This is a genomic window from Pseudomonas fluorescens, from assembly GCF_902497745.1.
GTDB lineage: Bacteria > Pseudomonadota > Gammaproteobacteria > Pseudomonadales > Pseudomonadaceae > Aquipseudomonas > Aquipseudomonas fluorescens_BM.
In genome coordinates this window covers 48,380-71,625 of record NZ_CABVHJ010000005.1, presented here as the reverse complement: position 1 = coordinate 71,625, position 23,246 = coordinate 48,380, and the positions used below count along the sequence as shown (strand labels likewise).

Here is a 23,246-nt window from a genome sequence, read left to right as displayed (position 1 = left end):
TATCGAGGGGGGCAAGATTAAGGAAATACGGTTTAACAATCCAGCTCATAGGTGGTCTCTATGCCGACACACTGACGAGATGGACGTCTTTGTTACAGTGAATGTCGATCGCTCTGCCGCGCTTTCGCCCCCGGTGCAAAGTCGGTAAGGTCGGCGCGTTTTCCCTTGCTCGGAGCACCTTATGCCCGCCCCTGTTCTGTCCGGCCCGCAATACCTGCGCGAAGGCCTCAAACTGGTCTTGAGCCCAGGCTTGCGCCTGTTCGTGTTATTGCCGCTGGCGATCAATCTGGTGCTGTTCGTCGGATTGATCTATCTGGCCGGCCACCAGTTCAGCCTGTGGGTCGATACGCTGATGCCGTCGTTGCCCGAATGGCTGAGTTTCCTCAGCTACGTACTCTGGCCGCTGTTTGTGGTGCTGGTGGCATTGATGGTGTTTTTCACCTTCACCATGCTCGCCAACGTGATCGCCGCACCGTTCAACGGCTTCCTCGCTGAAAAGGTCGAAGTGGTGGTGCGCGGCACTGATGATTTCCCGGCGTTCAGCTGGGGCGAGCTGATCGCAATGGTCCCGCGCACCCTGGCACGGGAAATGCGCAAACTGGGCTACTTCCTGCCGCGCGCCATCGGCCTGTTCATCCTCTCGTTCATCCCGGTGGTGAACATCATTGCCGCACCGCTGTGGTTGTTGTTCGGCGTGTGGATGATGGCGATCCAGTACATCGACTACCCGGCGGACAACCACAAACTGGGCTGGAACGAAATGCTCGCCTGGCTGCGGCAGAAGCGCTGGCAGAGCATGAGTTTTGGCGGAATCGTCTATCTGGTGTTGCTGATTCCGGTGGTCAACATCCTGATGATGCCGGCGGCTGTGGCCGGGGCAACGTTGTTCTGGGTGCGTGAGCGTGGTGCTGAGAACCTCGTCACGCAGCGATGACTGGGACGAACTACAAACCGAACATCACCGCGAAACAGCCATCATTTTGATATCATCCCTTCTACCCCGTCGCAGCAGCATTAAACTCATTTTGACCGGGGTAAAAGGGAGCACGCACAGCGATGGAAAATAAGCAGAACACTGATCAACCTGAACCTGCACAGACGGTAGAAAAGAAAGGATTTCCTACGAAACTCCTTGCCGAACCTCAAAACAAGCTGGATCTGAATAGCTTGATTCTTCATTTGGTGCACCTTGAAACCAAGGACGTAACCCTCAAATGGATTTTTGACCACATTCGAAACTATGTAATTTGTGGTGTCGTTCTCTGGGCGGGCGTGAAAGCATTCAAACTTCCCAACGTCACTTTCTTCGACACGTTTACACATTACGCCGGCGGCGGTGTTTTACTTATCACAGCACTTACGCTGTTTTCTCTGAACATGCTGCACGGAGTCGTTGGGTTCGCCAAAATTAGGGACTTGAAAACCACAAGTACGGTTTTCTACATTATTGGAACATTGCTCGCGTTCTTTGCTGGAAACATTCTTTTTATCACGGCCAAATAACGCAGAAATACTCGACGATGGATGCAGTCACAAATCCATCATCCGAACGTCACAAGCACGACATGGCCTCAGCCGACACTGAGGTCATGACGACAGCTCTACACATCACCCTGATCAGCGAAACCTTCCCACCGGAAATCAACGGGGTGGCCAATACCCTTGGCCGCTTGTGCGATGGGCTGCGCGCGCGCGGCCACCAAGTGGAACTGGTGCGCCCGCGTCAGGCGGGCGATCCGCAACACAGTGAAGACGATGCGCTGCTGCTGTGCCGGGGCTGGCCGCTACCGGGCTATCCGGGGTTGCAATGGGGTCAGTCGTCGATGCACAAACTGCTGCGGCGCTGGAAACGTCAGCGCCCGGATGTGCTGTACATCGCCACGGAAGGCCCGCTCGGGTTGTCGGCGCTGCGGGCGGCGCGGCGCTTGGGGATTTCGGTGGTCAGCGGGTTTCACACCAACTTTCAGCAATACACCAGTCAATACGGGCTCGGTCTGCTGACCCGAATGCTCACACATTATCTGCGTTGGTTTCACAATCGCTCGGCCATGACCCTAGTGCCGAGTGTCAGCCAACGCCTGGAACTGGAGCGGCGCCACTTCGAGCGTTTGGCGCTGTTGTCGCGCGGTGTCGACAGCCAGCTGTTTCATCCGAGCAAACGGCTGAATGCCTTGCGTGAGCAATGGGGACTGAGCGAGCGCGACGTTGCCGTGATTCACGTAGGACGTTTGGCTCCGGAGAAAAACCTGGGCCTGCTCAAGCGCAGCTTTGCAACCCTGCGCGAGACTTATCCACAGCGTAATCTGAAACTGATCGTGGTCGGTGACGGGCCGCAACGGCTCGCGCTGGAAAAGGAATTGCCCGAGGCAATCTTCTGCGGTGCACAGCGCGGTGAGGCGTTGGCGGCGCACTACGCGTCAGGCGATGTATTTCTGTTTCCGAGCCTGACGGAAACCTTCGGCAACGTGGTGCTCGAAGCATTGGCTTCGGGATTGGGTGTGGTGGCTTACGATCAGGCAGCGGCGGCGCAACATATTCGCCATGGCTACAACGGCGTGTTGGCGATGCCGGGTGATGAGCAGGCCTTTTGCGAGGCGGCGGCGTGGTTACTGGAAGAGGATGAGCGGCTGCGTTGTGTGCGCCTGAATGCGCGGCAGCATGCGAGTCGCCAGGGCTGGCCGGCGGTTATCGAGCAGTTTGAAAAGCATTTGCGCGGGGCTTGTGTGGGGGAGTTGGTTGTCCCGAATGCGCAAACATTGCCTTGAATCTTTGCTGACCTTAGAACCGCTTTCGCGAGCACGCTCGCTCCCACAGGGGATCTTCAGTGAACACACATTTTGTGAACAGCAGAGAAACCTGTGGGAGCGAGCCTGCTCGCGAAGGGGCCAGTGAACGCGCTGCTTAAACCAGCGTCATCAACGCCTCACGGCTGAACGGCAGAATATCCTGCTCACGCCCTTCGCGGACTTTCTGCGCCCAGTCCGGATCAACCAGCAGCGCACGCCCCACCGCCACCAGATCGAACTCCTCTTTGTTCAAGCGCTCCAGCAGGTTCTCCAGACTGGCCGGTTGCGCGACCTTGTCGGTGTTGACCATGAACTGTAAGAACTCACCATCCAGCCCGACGCTGCCGACAGTGATGGTCGGCTTGCCGGTGAGCTTGCGCGTCCAGCCCGCCAGGTTCAGCTCGGAACCGTCGAACTCCGGTTCCCAGAAACGTCGCGTCGAGCAGTGGAAAATATCCACGCCGGCGTCAGACAGCGGCTTGAGGAATTCGCCCAGCGCTTGCGGGGTTTGCACCAGACGCGCGGTGTAATCCTGCTGCTTCCATTGCGAAAAACGGAAGATGATCGGGAAGCCTTCGCCTACGGCCGCACGGACGGCTTGAATCAGTTCGATGGCGAAACGCGAACGGTTGGCCAGGCTGCCGCCGTATTCGTCGGTACGCTGGTTGCTGCCTTCCCAGAAGAACTGGTCGATCAGGTAACCGTGGGCGCCGTGGATTTCCACGCCGTCCATGCCGATACTTTGTGCATCTTTGGCCGCTTGAGCGAATGCGGCGATCACGTCCTGAATGTCTTGTTTGGTCATGCCGTGCACCACGACCTGACCGTCCTTGAGTTTTTCCGACGGGCCGTAACCCGGCACGCTGGCGTCCGGTTCGGTGCCAATGCGGCGTACGCTGCCCACGTGCCAGAGCTGCGGAACGATCTTGCCGCCTTCAGCGTGAACAGCGTCGACAACTTTTTTCCAGCCAGCCAATGGCGCGTCACCAAAGAACTGCGGCACGTTCGGGTAGCCGTTGGAGGCGATGTGGCCGACGGTGGTGCCTTCGGTGATGATCAGGCCGACACCGGCCGCCGCGCGACGACGGTAGTACTCAATGACTTTCGAATTCGGTACGCCGCCCGGGGAGAACGAGCGAGTCATCGGTGCCATGACCACGCGGGTCGGCAGTTCGAGGGCACCGAGGTGGAACGGTTTGAACAAGGCTTGAACGGGCATCGAAGGGCTCCACAGAGAAGGCTTTATGACGGCGATAATATGGAGGTGCGAACCCTTTGAACAGCACTATTGATTTGGGTGATTAAGGATTAAAAGACGCAAAGCAAAAGATCGCAGCTTCCGGCAGCTCCTACACGGGATTTGAGGTCACCTGTAGGAGTTGCCGAAGGCTGCGATCTTTTGATCTTGCTGTTTCAGCTCAGCGCTTTTTCAATCGCATGAACAATGCTCGGATCATCCGGCGCCGTGCGCGGCGAGAACCGGGCCAGCACCCGACCATCCTTGCCGAGCAGGAATTTCTCGAAATTCCAGGTGATGTCACCGGGGAACTCTGCGCCCTCGCCCGCCAGCAGACGGTAAAGCTGATGCCGCTCGTGACCGTTGACTTCGAGCTTGCTCGACAACGGAAACGTCACGCCATAGTTGAGACTGCAGAAATCCTGAATTTCCTTTTCAGTACCAGGCTCCTGGCCGGCAAACTGGTTGCACGGCAGGCCCAGCACGCTGAAGCCTTTGCCTTTGAATTGCTGATGGAGGTTTTCCAGCGCCGCGTACTGTGGGGTCAAGCCGCATTTGGAGGCGACGTTGACCACCAGCACGACTTGGCCCTTGAACGGCGCCAGCGGTAGCTCCTGACCATCCAGGGCTGTCAACTTAAGGTCGTGAAAAGCACTCATGACGAACTCCAAGATTCCCGTGTTCTACTCGAAACAGCCACTTGGCGAGGTCACCAAGGACAGCCGCGGACTAAAAAGGCGCCCGCAGGCGCCTCTCCAGTACTCGAAGCTTAGCGCAGAAAATCAGTGGTGATGGCCACCTTCGCCATGGACGTGGCCATGAGCGATTTCTTCCTGGCTGGCGTCACGGATGTCAACGATCTTCACTTTGAAGTTCAGGCGCTGACCGGCCAGTGGGTGGTTGCCGTCGACAGTCACGTCGTCGCCGTCGAGGTCACGGATGGTGACGATTTGCATCTGGCCGTCCGGCGCCGAAGCGTGGAACTGCATGCCGACTTCCAGCTCGTCAACGCCTTCGAACATGCTGCGGCTCAGGGTGCTGACCAGCTCAGCAGCGTATTCGCCGTAAGCGTCTTCCGGTTCAACGGAAACTTCCAGCTCATCACCAACAGCTTTGCCTTCCAGAGCTTTTTCCAGGCCCGGGATGATGTTGCCTGCGCCTTGCAGGTAGACCAGCGGAGCGCCGCCGGCGGAGCTGTCGATGACCTCACCAGCGTCGTTGGTCAGGGTATAGTCGATGGAGACAGCCTTATTGGCGGCGATCAGCATGGGGCGAGACCTTTTGCATAAGAATATAGAAAGGCCAAGTTTAGCGAAGCAATCGCGCGAAAGCGAACACAACCCGGACAAACGGGTTTCGACGATCGCAGGCTTCCATCAGGACGAGGACAGTCATTGGGTGGTCGAGCTTTCCTGTGGCCATACCCAACATCTGCGTCACCAGCCGCCGTGGCAATCGCGCGCCTGGGTGCTGGACCCGGCGCAACGTATTGAAAAAATAGGCCAACCCTTTGCCTGCGGTTGGTGCGCACAAGGCTCGGTTAGCGATAACCTTGGCGACTGAATTTCGGTAGGCGGTCACGTATAGATCGCCGCCATTGCCATGCAACTTTAGAGAATTCGCATGCAAACTTTTTTTATCGCACCCACCGATTTTGGCGTGGGTCTGACCTCCATCAGCCTCGGGCTGGTGCGCACGCTTGAACGCGCCGGGCTGAAAGTCGGTTTCTTCAAACCGATCGCGCAGCCGCACCCGGGCGACACCGGCCCTGAGCGTTCCACCGAACTGGTGGCGCGCACCCACGGTCTGAAACCGCCGCAACCATTGGGCCTGGCCCACGTCGAGCGGATGCTCGGCGATGGTCAGCTCGATGAGCTGCTCGAAGAAATCATCGCCCTCTATCAGCAAGCGGCCATCGGCAAAGACGTGCTGGTCGTCGAAGGCATGGTGCCGACCCGCAGCGCCAGCTACGCCGCGCGGGTCAACCTGCACTTGGCCAAGAGTCTCGATGCCGAAGTGATTCTGGTCTCCGCGCCGGAAAACGAAGTGCTCGCCGAACTCTCCGGCCGCGTCGAATTGCAGGCGCAATTATTCGGTGGCCCGAAAGACCCGAAGGTCCTCGGCGTCATCCTCAACAAGGTCAAAACCGACGAAAGCATGGACGCCTTCGCCACGCGTCTGAAGGAGCATTCGCCATTGCTGCGCAGCGGGGATTTCCGCCTCCTCGGCTGCATCCCTTTTCAACCGGAACTGAATGCGCCGCGCACCCGCGACGTCGCCGACCTGATGGGCGCGCAAGTGCTCAACGCCGGTGATTACGAAACCCGGCGCATGACCAAAATCATTATCTGCGCGCGAACCATGCGCAACACCGTCGAGCTGCTCAAGCCCGGCGTGTTGGTGGTGACGCCGGGTGATCGCGACGACATCATCCTCGCCGTCAGCCTCGCGGCGATCAACGGCGTGCCGCTGGCCGGCCTGCTGCTGACCAGCGACACCCTGCCCGACCCGCGCATCATGGATCTGTGTCGTGGCGCGTTACAGGCCGGTTTGCCGGTGCTGTCGGTGAGCACCGGCTCGTATGACACGGCCAACCTGCTCAACGGCTTGAACAAGGAAATTCCGATCGACGATCGCGAACGTGCGGAGATCATCACTGACTTCGTCGCCAGCCATCTCGATGCCAAGTGGCTGCACCAGCGCTGCGGCACGCCTCGGGAAATGCGCCTGTCGCCGGCGGTGTTCCGCTATCAGTTGATCCAGCGTGCGCAAGCGGCGAACAAGCGCATCGTCCTGCCCGAAGGCAGCGAGCCGTTCACTGTGCAAGCGGCGGCGATCTGTCAGGAGCGCGGGATTGCCCGTTGTGTGTTGCTGGCCAAACCGGAGGACGTCGAAGCCGTGGCCCGCGCACAAGGCATCACGTTGCCGCCGGGCCTGGAGATTCTTGATCCCGACCTGATCCGCGAGCGCTACGTCGAGCCGATGGTCGCCCTGCGCAAAACCAAAAGCCTCAATGCACCGATGGCCGAGCAGCAACTGGAAGACACCGTGGTGATCGGCACCATGATGCTGGCGCTGGATGAAGTCGACGGCCTGGTCTCCGGCGTGATCAACACCACCGCCAATACCATCCGCCCGGCTCTGCAACTGATCAAGACCGCGCCGGGCTGCACGCTGGTGTCGTCGGTGTTTTTTATGCTGTTCCCGGAGGAAGTGCTGGTCTACGGCGACTGCGTGATGAACCCGCACCCAAGCGCCACCGAACTGGCCGAGATTGCCCTGCAAAGCGCCGACTCGGCCGCAGCGTTCGGCATCACCCCGCGCGTGGCGATGATCAGTTACTCCAGCGGCGAATCGGCGACCGGCGAAGAAGTCGAGAAAGTCCGCGAGGCCACCCTCCTCGCCCACGAGCAACAGCATTCGCTACTGATCGACGGTCCGCTGCAATACGACGCCGCGGCCAACGCCGAAGTCGCCCGGCAACTGGCGCCGAACAGTCAGGTGGCTGGTCGCGCCACGGTGTTCGTCTTCCCCGATCTGAACACCGGCAACACCACGCACAAAGCAGTGCAACGCAGCGCCGACTGCGTCAGCCTCGGGCCGATGCTGCAAGGCCTGCGTAAACCGGTGAATGACTTGCCGCGCGGCGCGCAAGTCGATGACATCGTCTACACCATCGCCCTCACCGCGATTCAAGCCGCCAACCGACCTATGGATGTGTAAATGCTGGATTTTCTCCCTGCACCGTTGCGCGGCGTGATTGCCTCGCTGCTGTTGGCACTCAACACGATTCTGCTCTGCTCGTTTCTGTTTTGTGTGGCGTTGGTCAAGGCCCTGCCGTTTGCCTTTACCCAGCGCATTGCCGGTTGGCTGATGAGCCACACCCATGAAGCGTGGATCAGCAACAACAAAGGCTGGATGAACCTGGTGCGCCGCACGCGCTGGCACATCAGCGGCCTGCAAGGCCTCGACTATCAGCACTCGTATCTGATCACCAGTAACCACCAAAGCTGGGTCGATATTCTGGTCCTGCAATACGTGCTCAACCGCCGGATTCAGCCTCTGAAATTCTTCCTCAAGCAGGAGCTGATCTGGGTGCCAGTGATCGGGCTGGCGTGGTGGGCGCTGGGCTTCCCGTTCATGAAGCGTTACTCAAAGGCGTACCTGGCCAAGCACCCGGAGAAGAAAGGCAAAGACCTGGAAACCACGCGCAAAACCTGCGCGAAGTTTCGCAATAACCCGGTGGGGATTTTCAACTTCGTCGAGGGCACGCGCTTCACCGAAGGCAAGCATTCGCAGCAGCAGTCACCGTTCAAATACCTGCTCAAGCCCAAAGCGGGTGGCATTGCCTTTGTGCTGGATGCGATGGGTGAGCAGCTAGAATCGATCGTCAACGTGACCATCCACTACCCGGCCGGGCGTCCGGGGTTCTGGGATTTGCTCTGCGGCAATGTGCGCGACGTGGTGGTGCACTTTGAAGAGCTGAAGATTCCGCAGCAGTTCATTGGCAAGAATTACGATCAGGACGGCGAGTATCGCCTGCAGTTTCAGGGCTGGATCAACCAGCTATGGCTGGACAAGGATGCGCTGCTGGAACAGATGCACCGCGAGTATCCCGATCACCAATAACCCCTGTGGGAGCGAGCCTGCTCGCGAAAGCGGTGGATCAGCTTGCAAAGATGTTGAATGAGATAACGCTTTCGCGAGCAGGCTCGCTCCCACAGTTTTGATCGCCTTATGCCCGAATAAAAAAGCCCGCCGATAATCACTCATCGGCGGGCTTTTTTTGCAGCTTGAAACTGGAAGCTTGTCGCTGCTTCAGTGCTTAGATCGCGCCACGCTGACGCAGCAGATCCAGCACTTGCTTGACGCTTTCTTCCAGACTCAGCGTCTGTGTGTCGATCACCAGATCGGCATTCAGCGGCACGTCGTACGGGAAGGATTCGCCCGGGATGTTGTCGCCAGCGGCGGCATACAGACCTTGCGGATCACGCTCGGCGCACACGGCCGGCGAGGCCTGCACGTAGACCGTCAGCAGACGATCCTTGCCGATCAGTTCCTTGGCCTGCTCGCGTCCTTCAGCACTCGGTGCAACGAACGCCGCCAGGGTCAGCAGGCCGGCTTCGTTGAACTGACGCGCGACGTGCGCGGCACGACGCCAGTTTTCGGTACGCCCGGCGCGATCCTGTGGCAGACCTTTGTTGAGGTCGTGACGCAGGTTCTGGCCATCCAGCACAAACACCGCACGGCCCAGGTCGAACAGCTTGCGCTCGACCGCATAAGCCAGCGTGCTTTTGCCTGCGCCGGACAGACCGCTGAACAACACGGTGGCCGGTTGCTGACCGAAGCGCTGAGCGCGTTCTTCCGTGGCCACGTGCGCCAGTTTGCCGTGGTGCGTGGCGGTGCCATGCGACACAGGCTGCGCGACGATCATGCCGGCGCCAACAGTGCCGTTGGTCAAACGGTCGATGATGATGAAAGCGCCGGTTGTGCGGTTGCTTTCGTAACCGTCGAGGGCGATCGGCGCATCGAGCGCGATCTTCACCTTGCCGATTTCGTTGAGCTGCAACGCGCTCGCCGGGCCTTCTTCAAGGGTGTTGACGTCGACCTTATTGACGATGCTGGCAATCGAGCCCGGCACGTAACTGGTGGCACGTTTGATATCGTATTTCTTGCCCGGCAGCATCGGCTCTTCAGCCATCCACACCAGCATCGCCTCGAAGCTGTCGGTGACCGGTGGGACGTTGTCGGCATGCACCAACAGGTCGCCACGAGAGATGTCGATTTCGTCTTCCATGGTCAGCGTGACTGCCTGACCTGGACCGGCGTGTTCCAGCTCACCTTCGAAAGTGACGATGGATTTCACCCGGCTGCTTTTGCCCGACGGCAGCACCACCACTTCGTCGCCTTTATGCACGATGCCGCTGGCCAGCGTGCCGGCGAAACCACGGAAGTTCAGGTTCGGACGGTTGACGTACTGCACCGGGAAACGCAGATCGGTGAAGTTGCGATCGCCCGCGACTTCCACAGTCTCGAGGATTTCCATCAGCGACTGGCCTTTGTACCAAGGCGAGCGCTCGGACTTGTTGACCACGTTGTCGCCTTTGAGGGCAGACATCGGCACGAAGTGCATGCTGGTCGGCTTCATCTTCAAGCCTTCGGCGAACTTCAGGTAGTCGGCCTTGATCGACTCGAACACGCCTTCATCGAAGCCCTTCAAGTCCATCTTGTTGATGGCGACAACGATGTGTTTGATCCCCAGCAGCGAGGCGATAAAGCTGTGGCGACGGGTCTGGGTCTGCACGCCGTAACGTGCGTCGACCAGAATGATCGCCAGATCACAGGTGGACGCACCGGTGGCCATGTTGCGGGTGTACTGCTCATGGCCGGGGGTGTCGGCGATGATGAACTTGCGTTTGGCGGTGGAGAAATAGCGGTAGGCGACATCGATGGTGATGCCCTGCTCACGCTCGGCCTGGAGGCCGTCGACCAGCAATGCCAGGTCGATATCGTCACCGGTGGTGCCAACTTTCTTTGAGTCGCGAGTGATCGCTTCGAGGTGATCTTCGTAGATCATTTTCGAGTCGTGCAGCAGGCGCCCGATCAGGGTGCTCTTGCCGTCATCGACGTTACCGCAGGTCAAAAAGCGCAGCAGTTCTTTACGTTCGTGCTGGCCCAAGTAGGCGAGGATGTCCTCGCTGATCAAATCAGAAACATGCGACATGACAGCCCCTTAGAAATAGCCTTGACGTTTTTTGTCTTCCATCGAGCCGGCGCCATCGTGGTCGATGACACGGCCCTGGCGCTCGGAAGTTCGCGTCAGGAGCATTTCCTGAATGATGTCCGTGAGGCTTTCGGCCTCGGACTCCACCGCGCCCGTCAACGGGTAGCAGCCAAGGGTACGGAAACGCACTTTCTTTTTGACGATGCGTGCCTTGTCCTCATCGGACAGGTGCTCGAGGATGCGCTCGTCGTCGATCATGATCAGCGTGCCGTTCTTCTCGATCACTTCGCGTTCAGCGGCGAAGTACAGCGGCACAATCGGGATGCCTTCGAGGTAGATGTACTGCCAGATGTCCAGTTCGGTCCAGTTCGACAGAGGGAATACGCGGATGGATTCGCCCTTGTTGACCTTGCCGTTGTAGACGTTCCACAGCTCCGGGCGCTGGTTTTTCGGGTCCCAACGGTGCTTGCTGTCGCGGAACGAGTACACGCGCTCTTTGGCGCGAGATTTCTCTTCATCGCGACGGGCGCCGCCGAATGCAGCGTCGAAACCATGCTTGTCGAGTGCCTGTTTCAGGCCTTCGGTTTTCATGATGTCGGTGTGCTTGGCGCTGCCGTGGGTGAACGGGTTGATGTTCTGCGCCACGCCATCGGGGTTGATATGGGTGATCAGGTTCAGGCCCAGTTCTTCGACCATCTTGTCGCGGAACTTGTACATCTCCTGGAATTTCCAGCGGGTGTCGACGTGCATCACCGGAAACGGCAGTTTGCCCGGGAAGAACGCCTTGCGTGCCAGGTGCAGCATCACGGCGGAGTCTTTACCGATGGAGTACAGCATCACCGGGTTATCGAACTCGGCGGCCACCTCGCGGATGATGTGGATGCTTTCCGCCTCCAGCTGTTTCAGATGCGTCAGTTTGTCGACCATGGCTACTCACGAAAACTTTCTTATGAACGGCCAGCGGGCCGTGTTCGAGCGAGAAATCCTAGCACAGCGGCCTCTTCTAATCAGGACGCCAACTAGATCGAAAGGGTATATGAATATGCCTGCCAGTTCGGCCGATGGGGACCAATGTGGGAGCGAGCTTGCTCGCGAAAGCGGTGTGCCATTCAACAATGATGGCGACTGATACGGCCTCTTCGCGAGCAAGCTCGCTCCCACAGGGATTTGCGGTAGTTTTCAGATCGGATTCGGGCAATCGATGAAGATGTGTTCGACGGCGAAGCGTTTCGCGAGGTAGTCGCCCAGCGCCTGTACGCCGTAGCGCTCGGTCGCGTGGTGGCCGGCGGCGATGAAGCTGATGTCGTTCTCGCGGGCGCTGTGGAAGGTCTGCTCGGACGCTTCACCGCTCAGGTACAGATCGACACCCGCCGCGACGGCCTGATCGATATAACCCTGACCGCCGCCGGTGCACCAGCCGACCCGACGAATCATCGGATTACCTTCGATCAGCAACGGTTCGCGCCCCATGACTTCCTGCACCTTGCGGGCGAAATCGCGTGCGGTCATCGGCTCTTTCAAAGAACCGACCAGACCGACGATTTTCAGATTGTCCGAATCCAGCGGGCCTTCGACGGTGATGTCCAATTGGCGAGCAAGCTGCACGTTATTACCGACATCCGGGTGCAGATCCAACGGCAAGTGATAGGCAAGCAGACTGATATCGTGCTTGAGCAAGGTCTTCAATCGGCGCTGCTTCATGCCGGTAACGCACGGGTTCTCACCCTTCCAGAAGTAGCCGTGATGCACCAGCACCAGATCGGCCCCGGCCTCAACGGCAGCGTCCAGCAACGCCTGGCTGGCCGTGACGCCGCTGACAATGCGCATCACCTGCGGACGCCCCTCGACCTGCAAGCCATTGGGGCAATAATCGGCAATTTTCGCACTGCCAAGGTAACGGTCGGCTTCTTCGACGAGGGTGCTGAGGGCAACGGCCATGAAAGACTCCTAAATATCCCGTTCAGAGGCACGCGCGGCCTCGTATAATGCGCGACATTATGGGCGGTCTGACCCCGCCTGCAACTTTTCCAGGACGTGCTTAATGCTCAAGGCGCTGCGTTTTTTCGGCTGGCCGTTATTGGCCGGTGTGCTTATCGCTCTGTTGATTATTCAGCGTTACCCGCAGTGGGTCGGGCTGCCGAGCCTCGACGTCAACCTGCAACAGGCCCCGCAAACCACCAGCGTGCAGCAGGGCCCGGTGTCCTATGCCGATGCGGTGACCATCGCCGCACCTTCGGTGGTCAACCTGTACACCACCAAAGTCATCAACAAACCGGCGCATCCGTTGTTTGAGGATCCGCAGTTCCGCCGCTTCTTTGGTGATAACTCGCCGAAGCAGAAACGCATGGAATCGAGCCTCGGTTCCGGCGTGATCATGAGCCCGGAAGGCTACATTCTGACCAACAACCACGTAACCAGCGGCGCGGATCAGATTGTGGTCGCCCTGAAGGATGGCCGCGAAACCCTCGCCCGCGTCATCGGCAGCGATCCGGAAACCGACCTCGCGGTGTTGAAGATCGATCTGAAAACCCTGCCGGCGATCACCGTCGGGCGCTCCGACAACATCCGCATCGGCGACGTCGCACTGGCCATCGGCAACCCGTTTGGCGTCGGCCAGACCGTGACCATGGGCATCATCAGCGCCACCGGGCGTAATCAGTTGGGCCTGAACAACTACGAAGACTTCATCCAGACCGACGCGGCGATCAACCCGGGCAACTCCGGTGGCGCGCTGGTCGATGCCAACGGCAACCTGACCGGCATCAACACGGCAATCTTCTCCAAGTCCGGCGGTTCGCAGGGCATCGGTTTTGCCATTCCGGTGAAACTGGCGATGGAAGTGATGAAGTCGATCATCGAACACGGTCAGGTGATTCGTGGCTGGCTGGGCATTGAAGTGCAGCCGCTGACCCAGGAATTGGCTGAGTCGTTTGGTCTGTCCGGGCGTCCGGGGATTGTCGTGGCGGGGATCTTCCGCGATGGCCCGGCGCAGAAGGCCGGCCTGCAATTGGGCGACGTGATTCTGAGCATCGATGGCGAGCCGGCCGGCGATGGCCGTCGTTCGATGAACCAGGTCGCGCGGATCAAACCGACTGACAAAGTGACGATCCAGGTGATGCGCAACGGCAAAGAGCTGAAGCTCACCGCTGAAATCGGCCTGCGTCCGCCACCGGCGCCGGTGAAAGAAAAAGAAGAATAAAACTTTCTTCGCGCTTACTGCGCGAATAAAAGACATTCTCAACAGGCATGTTATATTGTTTCAATTCTAATAATTGGAACAACATAACATGTCGTCTCGAACAAAGGCCTCCCTGCTCGGCCTGAGCCTGGGTTTGCTGGTCGATCCTGCCTTCGCCGAAGAACCCAAACCCCTCGAACTCGACGCCATTAGCGTCATATCCGACTACGAATCGCCAACCGGGCCGATCAAAGGCTATCGCGCCACACGTTCGTCCAGCGCGACCAAAACCGACACCGCGATCCGTGATATCCCGCAAGCGATCAGCGTGGTGCCCGCCAGCGTGCTCAAGGATCTGGGCAGCAGCAGTGTCGAGCGCGCGCTGGATTTCGCCGGTGGCGTGTCGAAGCAGAACAACTTCGGCGGCCTGACGCTTTACGAATACAGCGTGCGCGGCTTCACCACGTCCGAGTTCTACAAGGACGGTTTCAGCGCCAATCGCGGCTATCCGAGCACGCCGGATGCAGCCAATATCGAACGCATCGAAGTGCTTAAAGGCCCCGCCGCCAGTCTGTACGGCCGTGGCGACCCCGGCGGCACAGTGAACATCGTCACCAAGAAACCGCAGCCCGAAGCCTTCACCACGTTGCAAACCAGCGCCGGCAGTTGGGATCGCTATCGCACCGCACTGGACGTCAACACACCGCTCGACGAACAGGGCGATGTGCTCTCGCGGATCAACCTTGCGGTCGAAGACAACAACAGCTTCCGCGATCACGTCGATAGCAAGCGTGTGTTCGTCGCGCCTTCGATCAGTTGGCAATTGAACCCGGACACGTCGCTGTTGGTGGAAAGCGAGATCGTCCGTCACAACTCCACGTTTGATCGCGGTATCGTCGCGCCAAACAACAAGTGGAGCGGCGTTTCGCGCTCGACGTTTCTCGGTGAACCCAACGACGGCAACATCGACAACCACAACAATCTGCTTCAGGCGACGCTCGAACATCATCTCAACGATAACTGGAAGCTGCGTCTGGCCAGCCACTACAAGGAAGGAAAACTCTGGGGTGACGCCTCCGAATCCCGCCCGTTGAACGCCGATGGCCACACCGTCAACCGCCGCTATCGCGAGCGCGACACAACCTGGCACGACAGCATTACCCAGCTTGAGCTGCGCGGCCTGTTCGATCTCGGCCCGTGGCAGCACGAACTGCTGATCGGCACCGAGTACGAAAACTTTCGCAAGAATGAGCGAGTCACCACCATTGCCGGTGGCCCCTACGCCATCGACATCTACAAGCCAATCTACGGCCAGCCGAAACCCAACGGCGCACGCTCGGGTACCGACACTTTCGAATACGTCGAAAGCCATGCACTGAACCTGCAGGATCAGATCATCTTCACCGACAAACTGCGCGGGATGATCGGTGCGCGCTTCGAGCATTTCGATCAGCACATCGATGATCACAGTCGCAACGCCACGAGCAAGCAACGCCACGACGCCCTCACCCAGCGCGCCGGCCTGCTCTATCAACTGACACCGGATACCGGCCTGTTCGCCAACGCCTCAACCTCGTTCAAACCGAATAACGGCCTCGACGCCTCAGGCAAATCCTTCGACCCGGAAGAAGGCGTCGGTTACGAAGTCGGCATCAAGAACGAGTTGTTCGACGAACGCCTGAGCAGCACCCTCGCCTTCTTCCACATCGACAAGGAAAACGTCCTCGCCCTCGATCCGGCCACCGACACCAGCCGCGCGATGGGCAAGGCGCGCAGTCGTGGTTTCGATCTGCAAGTGACGGGGCAAGTGACCGATGCCGTGCGCGTCATCGGTGCCTTCGCTTACATCGACGCAGAAGTCACCAAAGGCGACGCAGTGATTCCCACCGGCAGCCGCATCCTCGGCGTGGCCAAACGCAGCGGCAGCCTGCTCGGGGTTTATGAGTTTCAGGATGGTCATTTGCGCGGCTCGGACGTCGGCGCAGCGTTCACTTATGTCGGCGACCGCTCAGGGGAATCCGGCAGCGACTTCGAATTACCGGCCTACCAGACCGTCGACCTGCTCGCGCATTACAAGGCCAGCGACAACGTCACCGTCGGCCTGAACCTGAACAACCTCTTCGACGAGAAGTACTACGAGCGCTCCTACAGCAACTACTGGGTCAACCCCGGCGAGCCGCGCAATTTCACCGTCAGCCTGACACTCAACCTGTAAAAGGACGTCACCATGCTATACGGCAAAACCTTTGTACTCATCGCTGCGCTGTTCGCAGGCGAAGTCTCGGCTCATGGCCTGTGGACCGAGCAACGGCGCGGCAATATCGAAGTGGTCTACGGCCATGGCGCTGAAGACAACGCGTTCAAGGCGCAGAAGGTCAGCGGCGCGTGGGCTTATGACGCGGGCGGCAAGATGATTCCGGTCAGCGTTGAGCGTCTGGCGGATCATGCTCGCCTGAAACCGTTGAAGTCGCCGGCGGTCATGGCCGTCGCATTGAATAACGGCATGTGGTCGCAAACCGCCGACAAGAAGTGGATCAACGAAGGCCGCAGCAAAGTGCCAGGCGCCATTGAGGCAACCGAGACGTTCAAGTACAGCCTGGCGATTTATCAGCCGGGGGCGAAGTTGCCCAAGCTTGATCAGATCAAGTTGTTGATTTTGCCTGAGGTCGATCCGTTGACCGTGGGACCGGGCAAGTCTTTGCCAGTGCGGGTACTGCTCGATGGCAAACCGGCGGCGGGGGTGAAGTTGGTTGGTGACTATCGCAGCGCGCCTGACACGTTGAGCACCGAGACTGACAAGGATGGTCGCGCGCAGGTGCTGGTGAGGAATGAAGGGTTGAATGTGATTGCGGCGCAGATTGAGGTGCCGGTGAAGGGCAGCCCTGATGTGGATAGTCGTGGGCTGTTTACCTCACTGACTTTCCTTGGCGAGCCGCATCACGAATAAGTGGTGTACTCGAGATATTTGTTGAATCCGAAAATTACCCCCTCACCCCAACCCTCCCGAAACGTCGGACCGCCCCCAGGGGGGCGAGGGGGAAAGGGGGCAGATTTGTTTGCTCTTCAAACCAGAGTTCGACTCGATATCTCAAGTCGGTGTATCTCTAAAGTACGCCTCGGTCAGTCCCCTCTCCCTTTGGGAGAGGGTTAGGGTGAGGGGCTCTTGCTTTTAGAGGTCGCCAAGCCCCATCGATCAGTGCCTGATTCTGCTCCGGCGTGCCAATCGAAATCCGCAGGAATTGTGCGACATCCAGAGGTTTAAAGTGACGCCATCCTCTCTGGTAAAAATGGATCAATGGACCGGCCTGCATGACATGCAAGAGCGGCCATAACTACCACTTCCGCTATATATCCAATAACAAAAAAACATAAAAAACTGTCAACTCTGACAGTTGTTCATTATCACTGAACACTTCACCTTATAACTCACCCGCAAAAACCCAGGGAGAGAACCATGACAACCACCAAAACTAACGAAAGCAACAAAATCAATAAAGTCGCTGAATCGAGGGGCTATATTAAAGTCAAGTTTGGTCAAGTCTCACCGATTAGCCTGAACTACGTCCACCTGGGCCCTATTCCCCAGGATGGCGGCATAATGCGAGGGTCAGAACTCGGGAACGATGAATCCAAAGATTTTATTCAACTCACTTACCCACTTAAAACAGTGGAAGGTGGCCCGCAAGTCTATAACTACCCCAATGATTTTGAGGGCATGCATGCAGAGTGGACATACTACAAGGACGAAAAATACAATGTTGCGCGATCAGGAAAACTGACAATCACCATCGAAACTCTGGGCAAAACTGCCAAAGGTGAATATTCATTTATAACCGAGGATGGCATAAACATATCGGGAGACTTCGATTTGAGTCCACGCATTCCTGATTGAATCATGCCAAAAAGAATAAACTCCTGCTCTTGCGCAATACTCGCAAGAGCAGGAATTCCGAAATCAAAGGAAGGCGTTCGAAGTATTACACCCCTCGCAGACCATCAATCAACGCCTGATTCTGCTCCGGCGTGCCAATCGAAATCCGCAGGAATTGTGCGACATCCAGAGGTTTAAAGTGACGCCATCCTCTCTGGTAAAAATGGATCAATGGACCGGCCTGCATGACATGCAAGAGCGGCCATAACTACCACTTCCGCTATATATCCAATAACAAAAAAACATAAAAAACTGTCAACTCTGACAGTTGTTCATTATCACTGAACACTTCACCTTATAACTCACCCGCAAAAACCCAGGGAGAGAACCATGACAACCACCAAAACTAACGAAAGCAACAAAATCAATAAAGTCGCTGAATCGAGGGGCTATATTAAAGTCAAGTTTGGTCAAGTCTCACCGATTAGCCTGAACTACGTCCACCTGGGCCCTATTCCCCAGGATGGCGGCATAATGCGAGGGTCAGAACTCGGGAACGATGAATCCAAAGATTTTATTCAACTCACTTACCCACTTAAAACAGTGGAAGGTGGCCCGCAAGTCTATAACTACCCCAATGATTTTGAGGGCATGCATGCAGAGTGGACATACTACAAGGACGAAAAATACAATGTTGCGCGATCAGGAAAACTGACAATCACCATCGAAACTCTGGGCAAAACTGCCAAAGGTGAATATTCATTTATAACCGAGGATGGCATAAACATATCGGGAGACTTCGATTTGAGTCCACGCATTCCTGATTGAATCATGCCAAAAAGAATAAACTCCTGCTCTTGCGCAATACTCGCAAGAGCAGGAATTCCGAAATCAAAGGAAGGCGTTCGAAGTATTACACCCCTCGCAGACCATCAATCAACGCCTGATTCTGCTCCGGCGTGCCAATCGAAATCCGCAGGAATTGCGCAATCCGCTCCTGCTTGAAGTGCCGCACAATCACGCCCTGCTCGCGCAACTTCGCCGCCAGCCCTGCCGCATCATGTTGCGGATGCCGGGCGAAAATGAAGTTCGCCGCCGACGGCAGCACTTCAAAACCCTTGGCCTGCAACTGTGCAATCACCCACTCACGACTCTCGATCACCAGACGGCAAGTCTTGTCGAAGTACTCACGATCCTCGAACGCCGCCGCTGCGCCGACAATCGCCAGACGATCCAGCGGATAAGAGTTAAAGCTGTTCTTGATCCGCTCCAGCGCCTCGATCAGATCAGGATGCCCGACCGCCAGACCCACGCGCAGGCCAGCCAGCGACCGCGACTTGGACAGGGTTTGCGTCACCAGCAGGTTCGGATAACGGTCCACCAGACTGATCGCGGTTTCGCCGCCGAAGTCGATATAAGCCTCGTCCACCACGACCACCGAATCCGGGCTGGCCTTGAGGATCTGTTCGACCGCCTCCAGTGCCAGCAGGCAACCGGTTGGCGCATTAGGGTTAGGAAAAATGATCCCGCCATTCGGCTTGGCGTAGTCCGCCGGGTTGATCTGGAACTGAGCGTCCAGCGGCACCGCATCGAACTGGATGCCGTACAAACCGCAATAAACCGGATAGAAGCTGTAGCTGATGTCCGGGAACAGCAGCGGCTGATCGTGTTGCAACAAACCGTGGAAGATGTGCGCGAGCACTTCGTCCGAGCCGTTGCCGAGGAACACCTGATTGCTCTGCACGCCGTAGTATTTGGCGACCGCAGTTTTCAGCAGATCGCTGTTCGGATCCGGGTACAGACGCAGGTTATCGTTGAGTTCAACCTGCATCGCGGCCAAGGCTTTTGGCGACGGGCCGTATGGGTTTTCGTTGGTATTGAGCTTGACCAGTCTGGTCAGCTTCGGTTGTTCGCCCGGCACGTACGGCACCAGATCTTTAACGAACGGGCTCCAGAATTTGCTCATGTTCAGTTCCCCTTCGATTCGTCTTTGATGCGGTATTCGGCGCTGCGCGCGTGAGCGCTCAGGGATTCGCCACGGGCCAGCACCGATGCAGTCTTGCCCAGCTCGGAAGCGCCGGCCTCGGAGCAGAAGATGATCGACGAGCGCTTCTGGAAGTCATACACGCCCAGCGGCGAAGAAAAGCGCGCGGTGCCCGAAGTTGGCAATACGTGGTTCGGACCTGCGCAGTAATCGCCCAGCGCTTCGGAAGTATGACGGCCCATGAAGATCGCGCCGGCGTGGCGGATCTGCGGTAGCCAGGCTTGCGGGTCAGCGACCGACAACTCCAGGTGTTCCGGGGCGATGCGGTTGGCGACTTCGATAGCCTGCGCCATGTCCTTCACGTGAATCAGCGCACCGCGACCATTGATCGACGTTTCGATGATGGTCGCGCGATCCATGGTCGGCAGCAGTTTGTCGATGCTCGCCGCGACCTTGTCGAGGAACTCGGCGTCCGGGCTGACCAGAATCGCCTGCGCATCTTCGTCGTGCTCGGCTTGCGAGAACAGATCCATGGCGATCCAGTCCGGATCGGTCTGGCCGTCGCAGACCACGAGGATTTCCGAAGGACCGGCGATCATGTCGATGCCGACCTGACCGAAGACGTGGCGCTTGGCGGTGGCGACATAGATGTTGCCTGGGCCAACGACTTTGTCGACTTTCGGCACGCTTTCGGTGCCGTAAGCCAAGGCAGCGACAGCTTGTGCGCCACCGATGGTGAACACCCGGTCGACGCCAGCGATGCACGCCGCCGCCAGCACCAGTTCATTGATTTCACCGCGTGGCGTTGGCACGACCATGACCACTTCGGTCACGCCCGCGACCTTGGCCGGGATCGCATTCATCAACACCGACGACGGGTACGACGCCTTGCCGCCCGGTACGTACAGACCGGCGCGATCCAGCGGCGTGACCTTCTGGCCCAGCACCGTGCCGTCGGCTTCGGTGTAGCTCCAGGAATCCTGTTTCTGTTTTTCGTGGTAGCTGCGCACGCGGGCCGCGGCTTTTTCCAGTGCTTCGCGCTGTGGCACGGTGATGCGCGTCAGCGCCAGTTCCAGACGCTCGCGCGGCAGGATCAGGTCGGCCATCGAAGCGACTTCGAGGCCGTCGAATTTCTGGGTGAACTCGACCAGCGCCGCGTCACCACGTTCGCGCACGGCCTTGATGATGTCCAGCACGCGCTGATTGACCGAGTCGTCAGACACACTTTCCCAGCTCAGCAGATGATCCAGATGATGCGCGAAATCCGGGTCAGCAGCGTTGAGTCGGCGAATTGCAGTCGGTGCGGTCATAGCGAGAGCCTCATAGGAATGGCAAAAAACTCAGGCACCCGAAACTATCATTCGATCCGCTTAGGCACCTGAGAATTCTGGCTATGAGGCGGATAGACGGCGCGACCTGGGGCCGCGCAGGTAAATCAGCCGCGGTGTCGCGATTCCACTGCGTTGCGCAGGGTATCGATCAACGCCTGGATTCGGGCGTGTTGCATTTTCATCGAAGCCTTGTTGACCACCAGGCGCGAGCTGATCGTGGCGATCAGTTCCTGAGGTTCCAGGCCATTGGCGCGCAGGGTGTTGCCGGTGTCGACCACGTCGATGATCTTGTCGGCCAGTCCGATCAGCGGTGCCAGCTCCATCGAGCCGTACAGCTTGATGATGTCGACCTGACGGCCCTGCTCGGCGTAGTAGCGCTTGGCGACGTTGACGAATTTGGTCGCTACGCGCAGACGGCCCTTGGGCTCAGGCGCGCCGATCTTGCCGGCGGTCATCAGCTTGCACTGGGCGATCTGCAGATCCAGTGGCTCGTACAGGCCCTGACCGGTGTATTCCATCAGCACGTCTTTACCGGCAACGCCGAGGTCAGCCGCGCCATGCTCGACGTAAGTCGGCACATCGGTAGCACGCACGATCAGCAGACGAACGTCGTCTTGCGTCGTGGGAATGATCAGCTTGCGGCTCTTGTCCGGATTCTCGGTCGGCACGATGCCCGCTTCGGCGAGAAGCGGCAGGGTGTCGTCAAGGATGCGGCCCTTGGACAGTGCGATGGTCAACATGGGAAACGTCAGTCCTTATCAAGGTACTCATGTCCGGTCGCAATCGGCGCCGGACACACATCGAGCCGGAAACCGGCTCGACTCAAAACGAATTCAGTGGACACGTCCCTGTGTCCCAATGCAGCAATCAGCCCGGAACGCGACGGATCTTGGCGCCCAGCATCTGCAGTTTTTCTTCGATGCACTCGTAACCACGGTCGATGTGGTAGATGCGGTCGATCAGCGTATCGCCCTCGGCAACCAGTGCCGAGATCACCAGGCTGGCCGAAGCCCGCAGGTCGGTGGCCATGACTGGCGCGCCTTTGAGGACTTCGGTACCGGTGACGATGGCAGTGTTGCCTTCGACCTGGATCTTGGCGCCCATGCGGTGCAGTTCGTACACGTGCATGAAACGGTTTTCGAAGATCGTCTCGATCACCGCACCGGTGCCTTCGGCAATGGCGTTGAGCGAGATGAACTGCGCTTGCATGTCGGTCGGGAATGCAGGGTACGGCGCCGTGCGCACGTTGACTGCTTTCGGACGCTTGCCGTGCATGTTCAGCTCGATCCAGTCTTCACCGCAGGTGATTTCTGCGCCGGCTTCACGGAGTTTTTCCAGAACGGCTTCAAGGATGGTCGGATCAGTGTCCTTGACCTTGACGCGGCCGCCGGTCACGGCAGCGGCAACCAGGTAGGTGCCGGTTTCGATACGGTCAGGCATGACCTTATAGAAAGCCGAACCCAGACGCTCGACGCCATCGATGGTGATGGTGTCGGTGCCAGCACCGGAAACCTTGGCGCCCATGGCGTTGAGGAAGTTCGCCAGGTCAACCACTTCAGGCTCGCGGGCGGCGTTCTGCAACACGCTGCGGCCTTTGGCCAGAGCAGCGGCCATCATGATGTTCTCGGTACCGGTCACACTGACGGTATCGAAGAAGAAGTGCGCACCGCGAAGGCCGCCCTCAGGCGCCTTGGCCTTGATGTAGCCGCCTTCGACGTCGATGACCGCGCCCATGGCTTCGAGACCACGGATGTGCAGGTCGACCGGACGCGAACCGATGGCGCAACCGCCAGGCAGTGCAACTTCGGCTTCACCGAAACGGGCAACCATCGGGCCCAGTACCAGGATCGACGCACGCATGGTTTTCACCAGTTCGTACGGCGCAATCAGGGTCTTGATGGTGCGCGGGTCGATTTCGACGCTGAGCTTCTCGTCGATCACCGGCTCAATGCCCATGCGACCGAACAGCTCGATCATGGTGGTGATGTCGTGCAGGTGCGGCAGGTTGCCAACGGTCACCGGGCCATCGCACAGCAGGGTGGCGGCCAGGATCGGCAGGGCAGAGTTCTTTGCCCCGGAAATGCGGATCTCGCCATCAAGACGAGCGCCACCGGTAATAATCAATTTATCCATAA

21 protein-coding genes and 1 pseudogene are annotated in these 23,246 nt (G+C 58.3%); 11 read left to right on the top strand and 11 right to left on the bottom strand.

Annotated features, from left to right (window positions below; all coding sequences use genetic code 11):
- The first annotated feature begins 181 nt into the window (after positions 1–181).
- From cysZ to F8N44_RS09310, 3 genes are all read left to right on the top strand, one after another.
- Positions 182–934: a sulfate transporter CysZ gene (gene cysZ, locus F8N44_RS09320; protein ID WP_038357552.1), complete on the top strand. Its 753-nt coding sequence runs from the start codon at positions 182–184 to the stop codon at positions 932–934.
- Positions 935–1,056: 122 nt separating this feature from the next.
- Positions 1,057–1,503 carry a hypothetical protein gene (locus tag F8N44_RS09315; RefSeq protein WP_150650104.1) on the top strand — a complete coding sequence of 149 codons (447 nt, stop codon included), beginning with the start codon at positions 1,057–1,059 and terminating at the stop codon, positions 1,501–1,503.
- 62 nt (positions 1,504–1,565) lie between these two features.
- A complete protein-coding gene (locus F8N44_RS09310) occupies positions 1,566–2,765 on the top strand; it encodes a glycosyltransferase family 4 protein (protein WP_150650103.1) in 1,200 nt (399 codons plus the stop codon).
- Positions 2,766–2,901: 136 nt separating this feature from the next.
- On the opposite strand, the gene F8N44_RS09305 is transcribed toward F8N44_RS09310, so the two are convergent.
- From F8N44_RS09305 to F8N44_RS09295, 3 genes are all read right to left on the bottom strand, one after another.
- On the bottom strand, positions 2,902–4,005 hold the full coding sequence (locus tag F8N44_RS09305) for an NADH:flavin oxidoreductase (RefSeq protein WP_150650102.1): 1,104 nt from the start codon (positions 4,003–4,005) through the stop codon (positions 2,902–2,904).
- A 194-nt stretch (positions 4,006–4,199) separates the two neighbouring features.
- The gene (locus F8N44_RS09300; RefSeq protein ID WP_150650101.1) at positions 4,200–4,682 is read right to left on the bottom strand and encodes a glutathione peroxidase; all 483 of its coding nucleotides are present in this window, start codon (positions 4,680–4,682) and stop codon (positions 4,200–4,202) included.
- Positions 4,683–4,805: 123 nt separating this feature from the next.
- Complete coding sequence (locus tag F8N44_RS09295) at positions 4,806–5,291, bottom strand: FKBP-type peptidyl-prolyl cis-trans isomerase (RefSeq protein ID WP_007912368.1); 486 nt, start codon at positions 5,289–5,291, stop codon at positions 4,806–4,808.
- Between F8N44_RS09295 and F8N44_RS09290 the strand changes: the two genes are divergently transcribed.
- From F8N44_RS09290 to F8N44_RS09280, 3 genes are read left to right on the top strand one after another with little or no spacing between them, the layout of a single operon-like run.
- Positions 5,260–5,586: a DUF3565 domain-containing protein gene (locus F8N44_RS09290; protein WP_150650100.1), complete on the top strand. Its 327-nt coding sequence runs from the start codon at positions 5,260–5,262 to the stop codon at positions 5,584–5,586. The genes F8N44_RS09295 and F8N44_RS09290 overlap by 32 nt on opposite strands.
- A gap of 60 nt (positions 5,587–5,646) precedes the next feature.
- Positions 5,647–7,746, top strand: a complete 2,100-nt coding sequence (pta, locus tag F8N44_RS09285; protein WP_150650099.1) for a phosphate acetyltransferase — start codon at positions 5,647–5,649, stop codon at positions 7,744–7,746.
- A complete protein-coding gene (locus tag F8N44_RS09280) occupies positions 7,747–8,652 on the top strand; it encodes an acyltransferase (protein WP_150650098.1) in 906 nt (301 codons plus the stop codon).
- A gap of 196 nt (positions 8,653–8,848) precedes the next feature.
- Here the strand turns inward: F8N44_RS09280 and cysN are convergent, their stop codons facing one another.
- From cysN to F8N44_RS09260, 3 genes are all read right to left on the bottom strand, one after another.
- Positions 8,849–10,747: a sulfate adenylyltransferase subunit CysN gene (gene cysN / locus F8N44_RS09275; RefSeq protein WP_150650097.1), complete on the bottom strand. Its 1,899-nt coding sequence runs from the start codon at positions 10,745–10,747 to the stop codon at positions 8,849–8,851.
- Positions 10,748–10,756: 9 nt separating this feature from the next.
- The gene (gene cysD, locus F8N44_RS09270; protein WP_150650096.1) at positions 10,757–11,674 is read right to left on the bottom strand and encodes a sulfate adenylyltransferase subunit CysD; all 918 of its coding nucleotides are present in this window, start codon (positions 11,672–11,674) and stop codon (positions 10,757–10,759) included.
- A 252-nt stretch (positions 11,675–11,926) separates the two neighbouring features.
- Positions 11,927–12,685, bottom strand: coding sequence for a Nif3-like dinuclear metal center hexameric protein (locus F8N44_RS09260; protein WP_150650095.1), 759 nt, complete (start codon positions 12,683–12,685; stop codon positions 11,927–11,929).
- Between the two features lie 103 nt (positions 12,686–12,788).
- Between F8N44_RS09260 and algW the strand changes: the two genes are divergently transcribed.
- The 4 genes from algW to F8N44_RS09235 all read left to right on the top strand — a co-directional run bounded on the left by algW (position 12,789) and on the right by F8N44_RS09235 (position 17,817).
- A complete protein-coding gene (algW, locus tag F8N44_RS09255; protein WP_038357545.1) occupies positions 12,789–13,946 on the top strand; it encodes a Do family serine endopeptidase AlgW in 1,158 nt (385 codons plus the stop codon).
- 88 nt (positions 13,947–14,034) lie between these two features.
- Positions 14,035–16,140: a TonB-dependent siderophore receptor gene (locus F8N44_RS09250; RefSeq protein ID WP_150650094.1), complete on the top strand. Its 2,106-nt coding sequence runs from the start codon at positions 14,035–14,037 to the stop codon at positions 16,138–16,140.
- Positions 16,141–16,152: 12 nt separating this feature from the next.
- Entirely contained in the window at positions 16,153–16,872 is a 720-nt protein-coding gene (locus F8N44_RS09245) for a DUF4198 domain-containing protein (RefSeq protein WP_150650093.1), read from the top strand.
- 507 nt (positions 16,873–17,379) lie between these two features.
- Positions 17,380–17,817 carry a hypothetical protein gene (locus F8N44_RS09235; protein WP_150650091.1) on the top strand — a complete coding sequence of 146 codons (438 nt, stop codon included), beginning with the start codon at positions 17,380–17,382 and terminating at the stop codon, positions 17,815–17,817.
- Positions 17,818–17,902: 85 nt separating this feature from the next.
- Here F8N44_RS09235 and F8N44_RS32175 read toward each other — a convergent pair.
- Positions 17,903–18,001 (bottom strand): annotated as a pseudogene (locus F8N44_RS32175) (hypothetical protein); the annotation flags it as partial.
- Positions 18,002–18,186: 185 nt separating this feature from the next.
- Here F8N44_RS32175 and F8N44_RS09230 point away from each other — a divergent pair.
- Positions 18,187–18,624 (top strand): hypothetical protein, encoded by a 438-nt coding sequence (locus tag F8N44_RS09230; protein ID WP_150650091.1) that lies wholly within the window; start codon positions 18,187–18,189, stop codon positions 18,622–18,624.
- A gap of 85 nt (positions 18,625–18,709) precedes the next feature.
- On the opposite strand, the gene hisC is transcribed toward F8N44_RS09230, so the two are convergent.
- The 4 genes from hisC to murA all read right to left on the bottom strand — a co-directional run bounded on the left by hisC (position 18,710) and on the right by murA (position 23,244).
- Complete coding sequence (gene hisC, locus F8N44_RS09225) at positions 18,710–19,762, bottom strand: histidinol-phosphate transaminase (RefSeq protein ID WP_150650090.1); 1,053 nt, start codon at positions 19,760–19,762, stop codon at positions 18,710–18,712.
- Between the two features lie 2 nt (positions 19,763–19,764).
- Positions 19,765–21,090, bottom strand: coding sequence for a histidinol dehydrogenase (hisD, locus tag F8N44_RS09220; RefSeq protein ID WP_150650089.1), 1,326 nt, complete (start codon positions 21,088–21,090; stop codon positions 19,765–19,767).
- Between the two features lie 125 nt (positions 21,091–21,215).
- Positions 21,216–21,851 carry an ATP phosphoribosyltransferase gene (hisG, locus tag F8N44_RS09215; RefSeq protein WP_007912384.1) on the bottom strand — a complete coding sequence of 212 codons (636 nt, stop codon included), beginning with the start codon at positions 21,849–21,851 and terminating at the stop codon, positions 21,216–21,218.
- A 127-nt stretch (positions 21,852–21,978) separates the two neighbouring features.
- Positions 21,979–23,244 carry a UDP-N-acetylglucosamine 1-carboxyvinyltransferase gene (gene murA, locus F8N44_RS09210; protein WP_007912385.1) on the bottom strand — a complete coding sequence of 422 codons (1,266 nt, stop codon included), beginning with the start codon at positions 23,242–23,244 and terminating at the stop codon, positions 21,979–21,981.
- Positions 23,245–23,246: the final 2 nt, after the last annotated feature.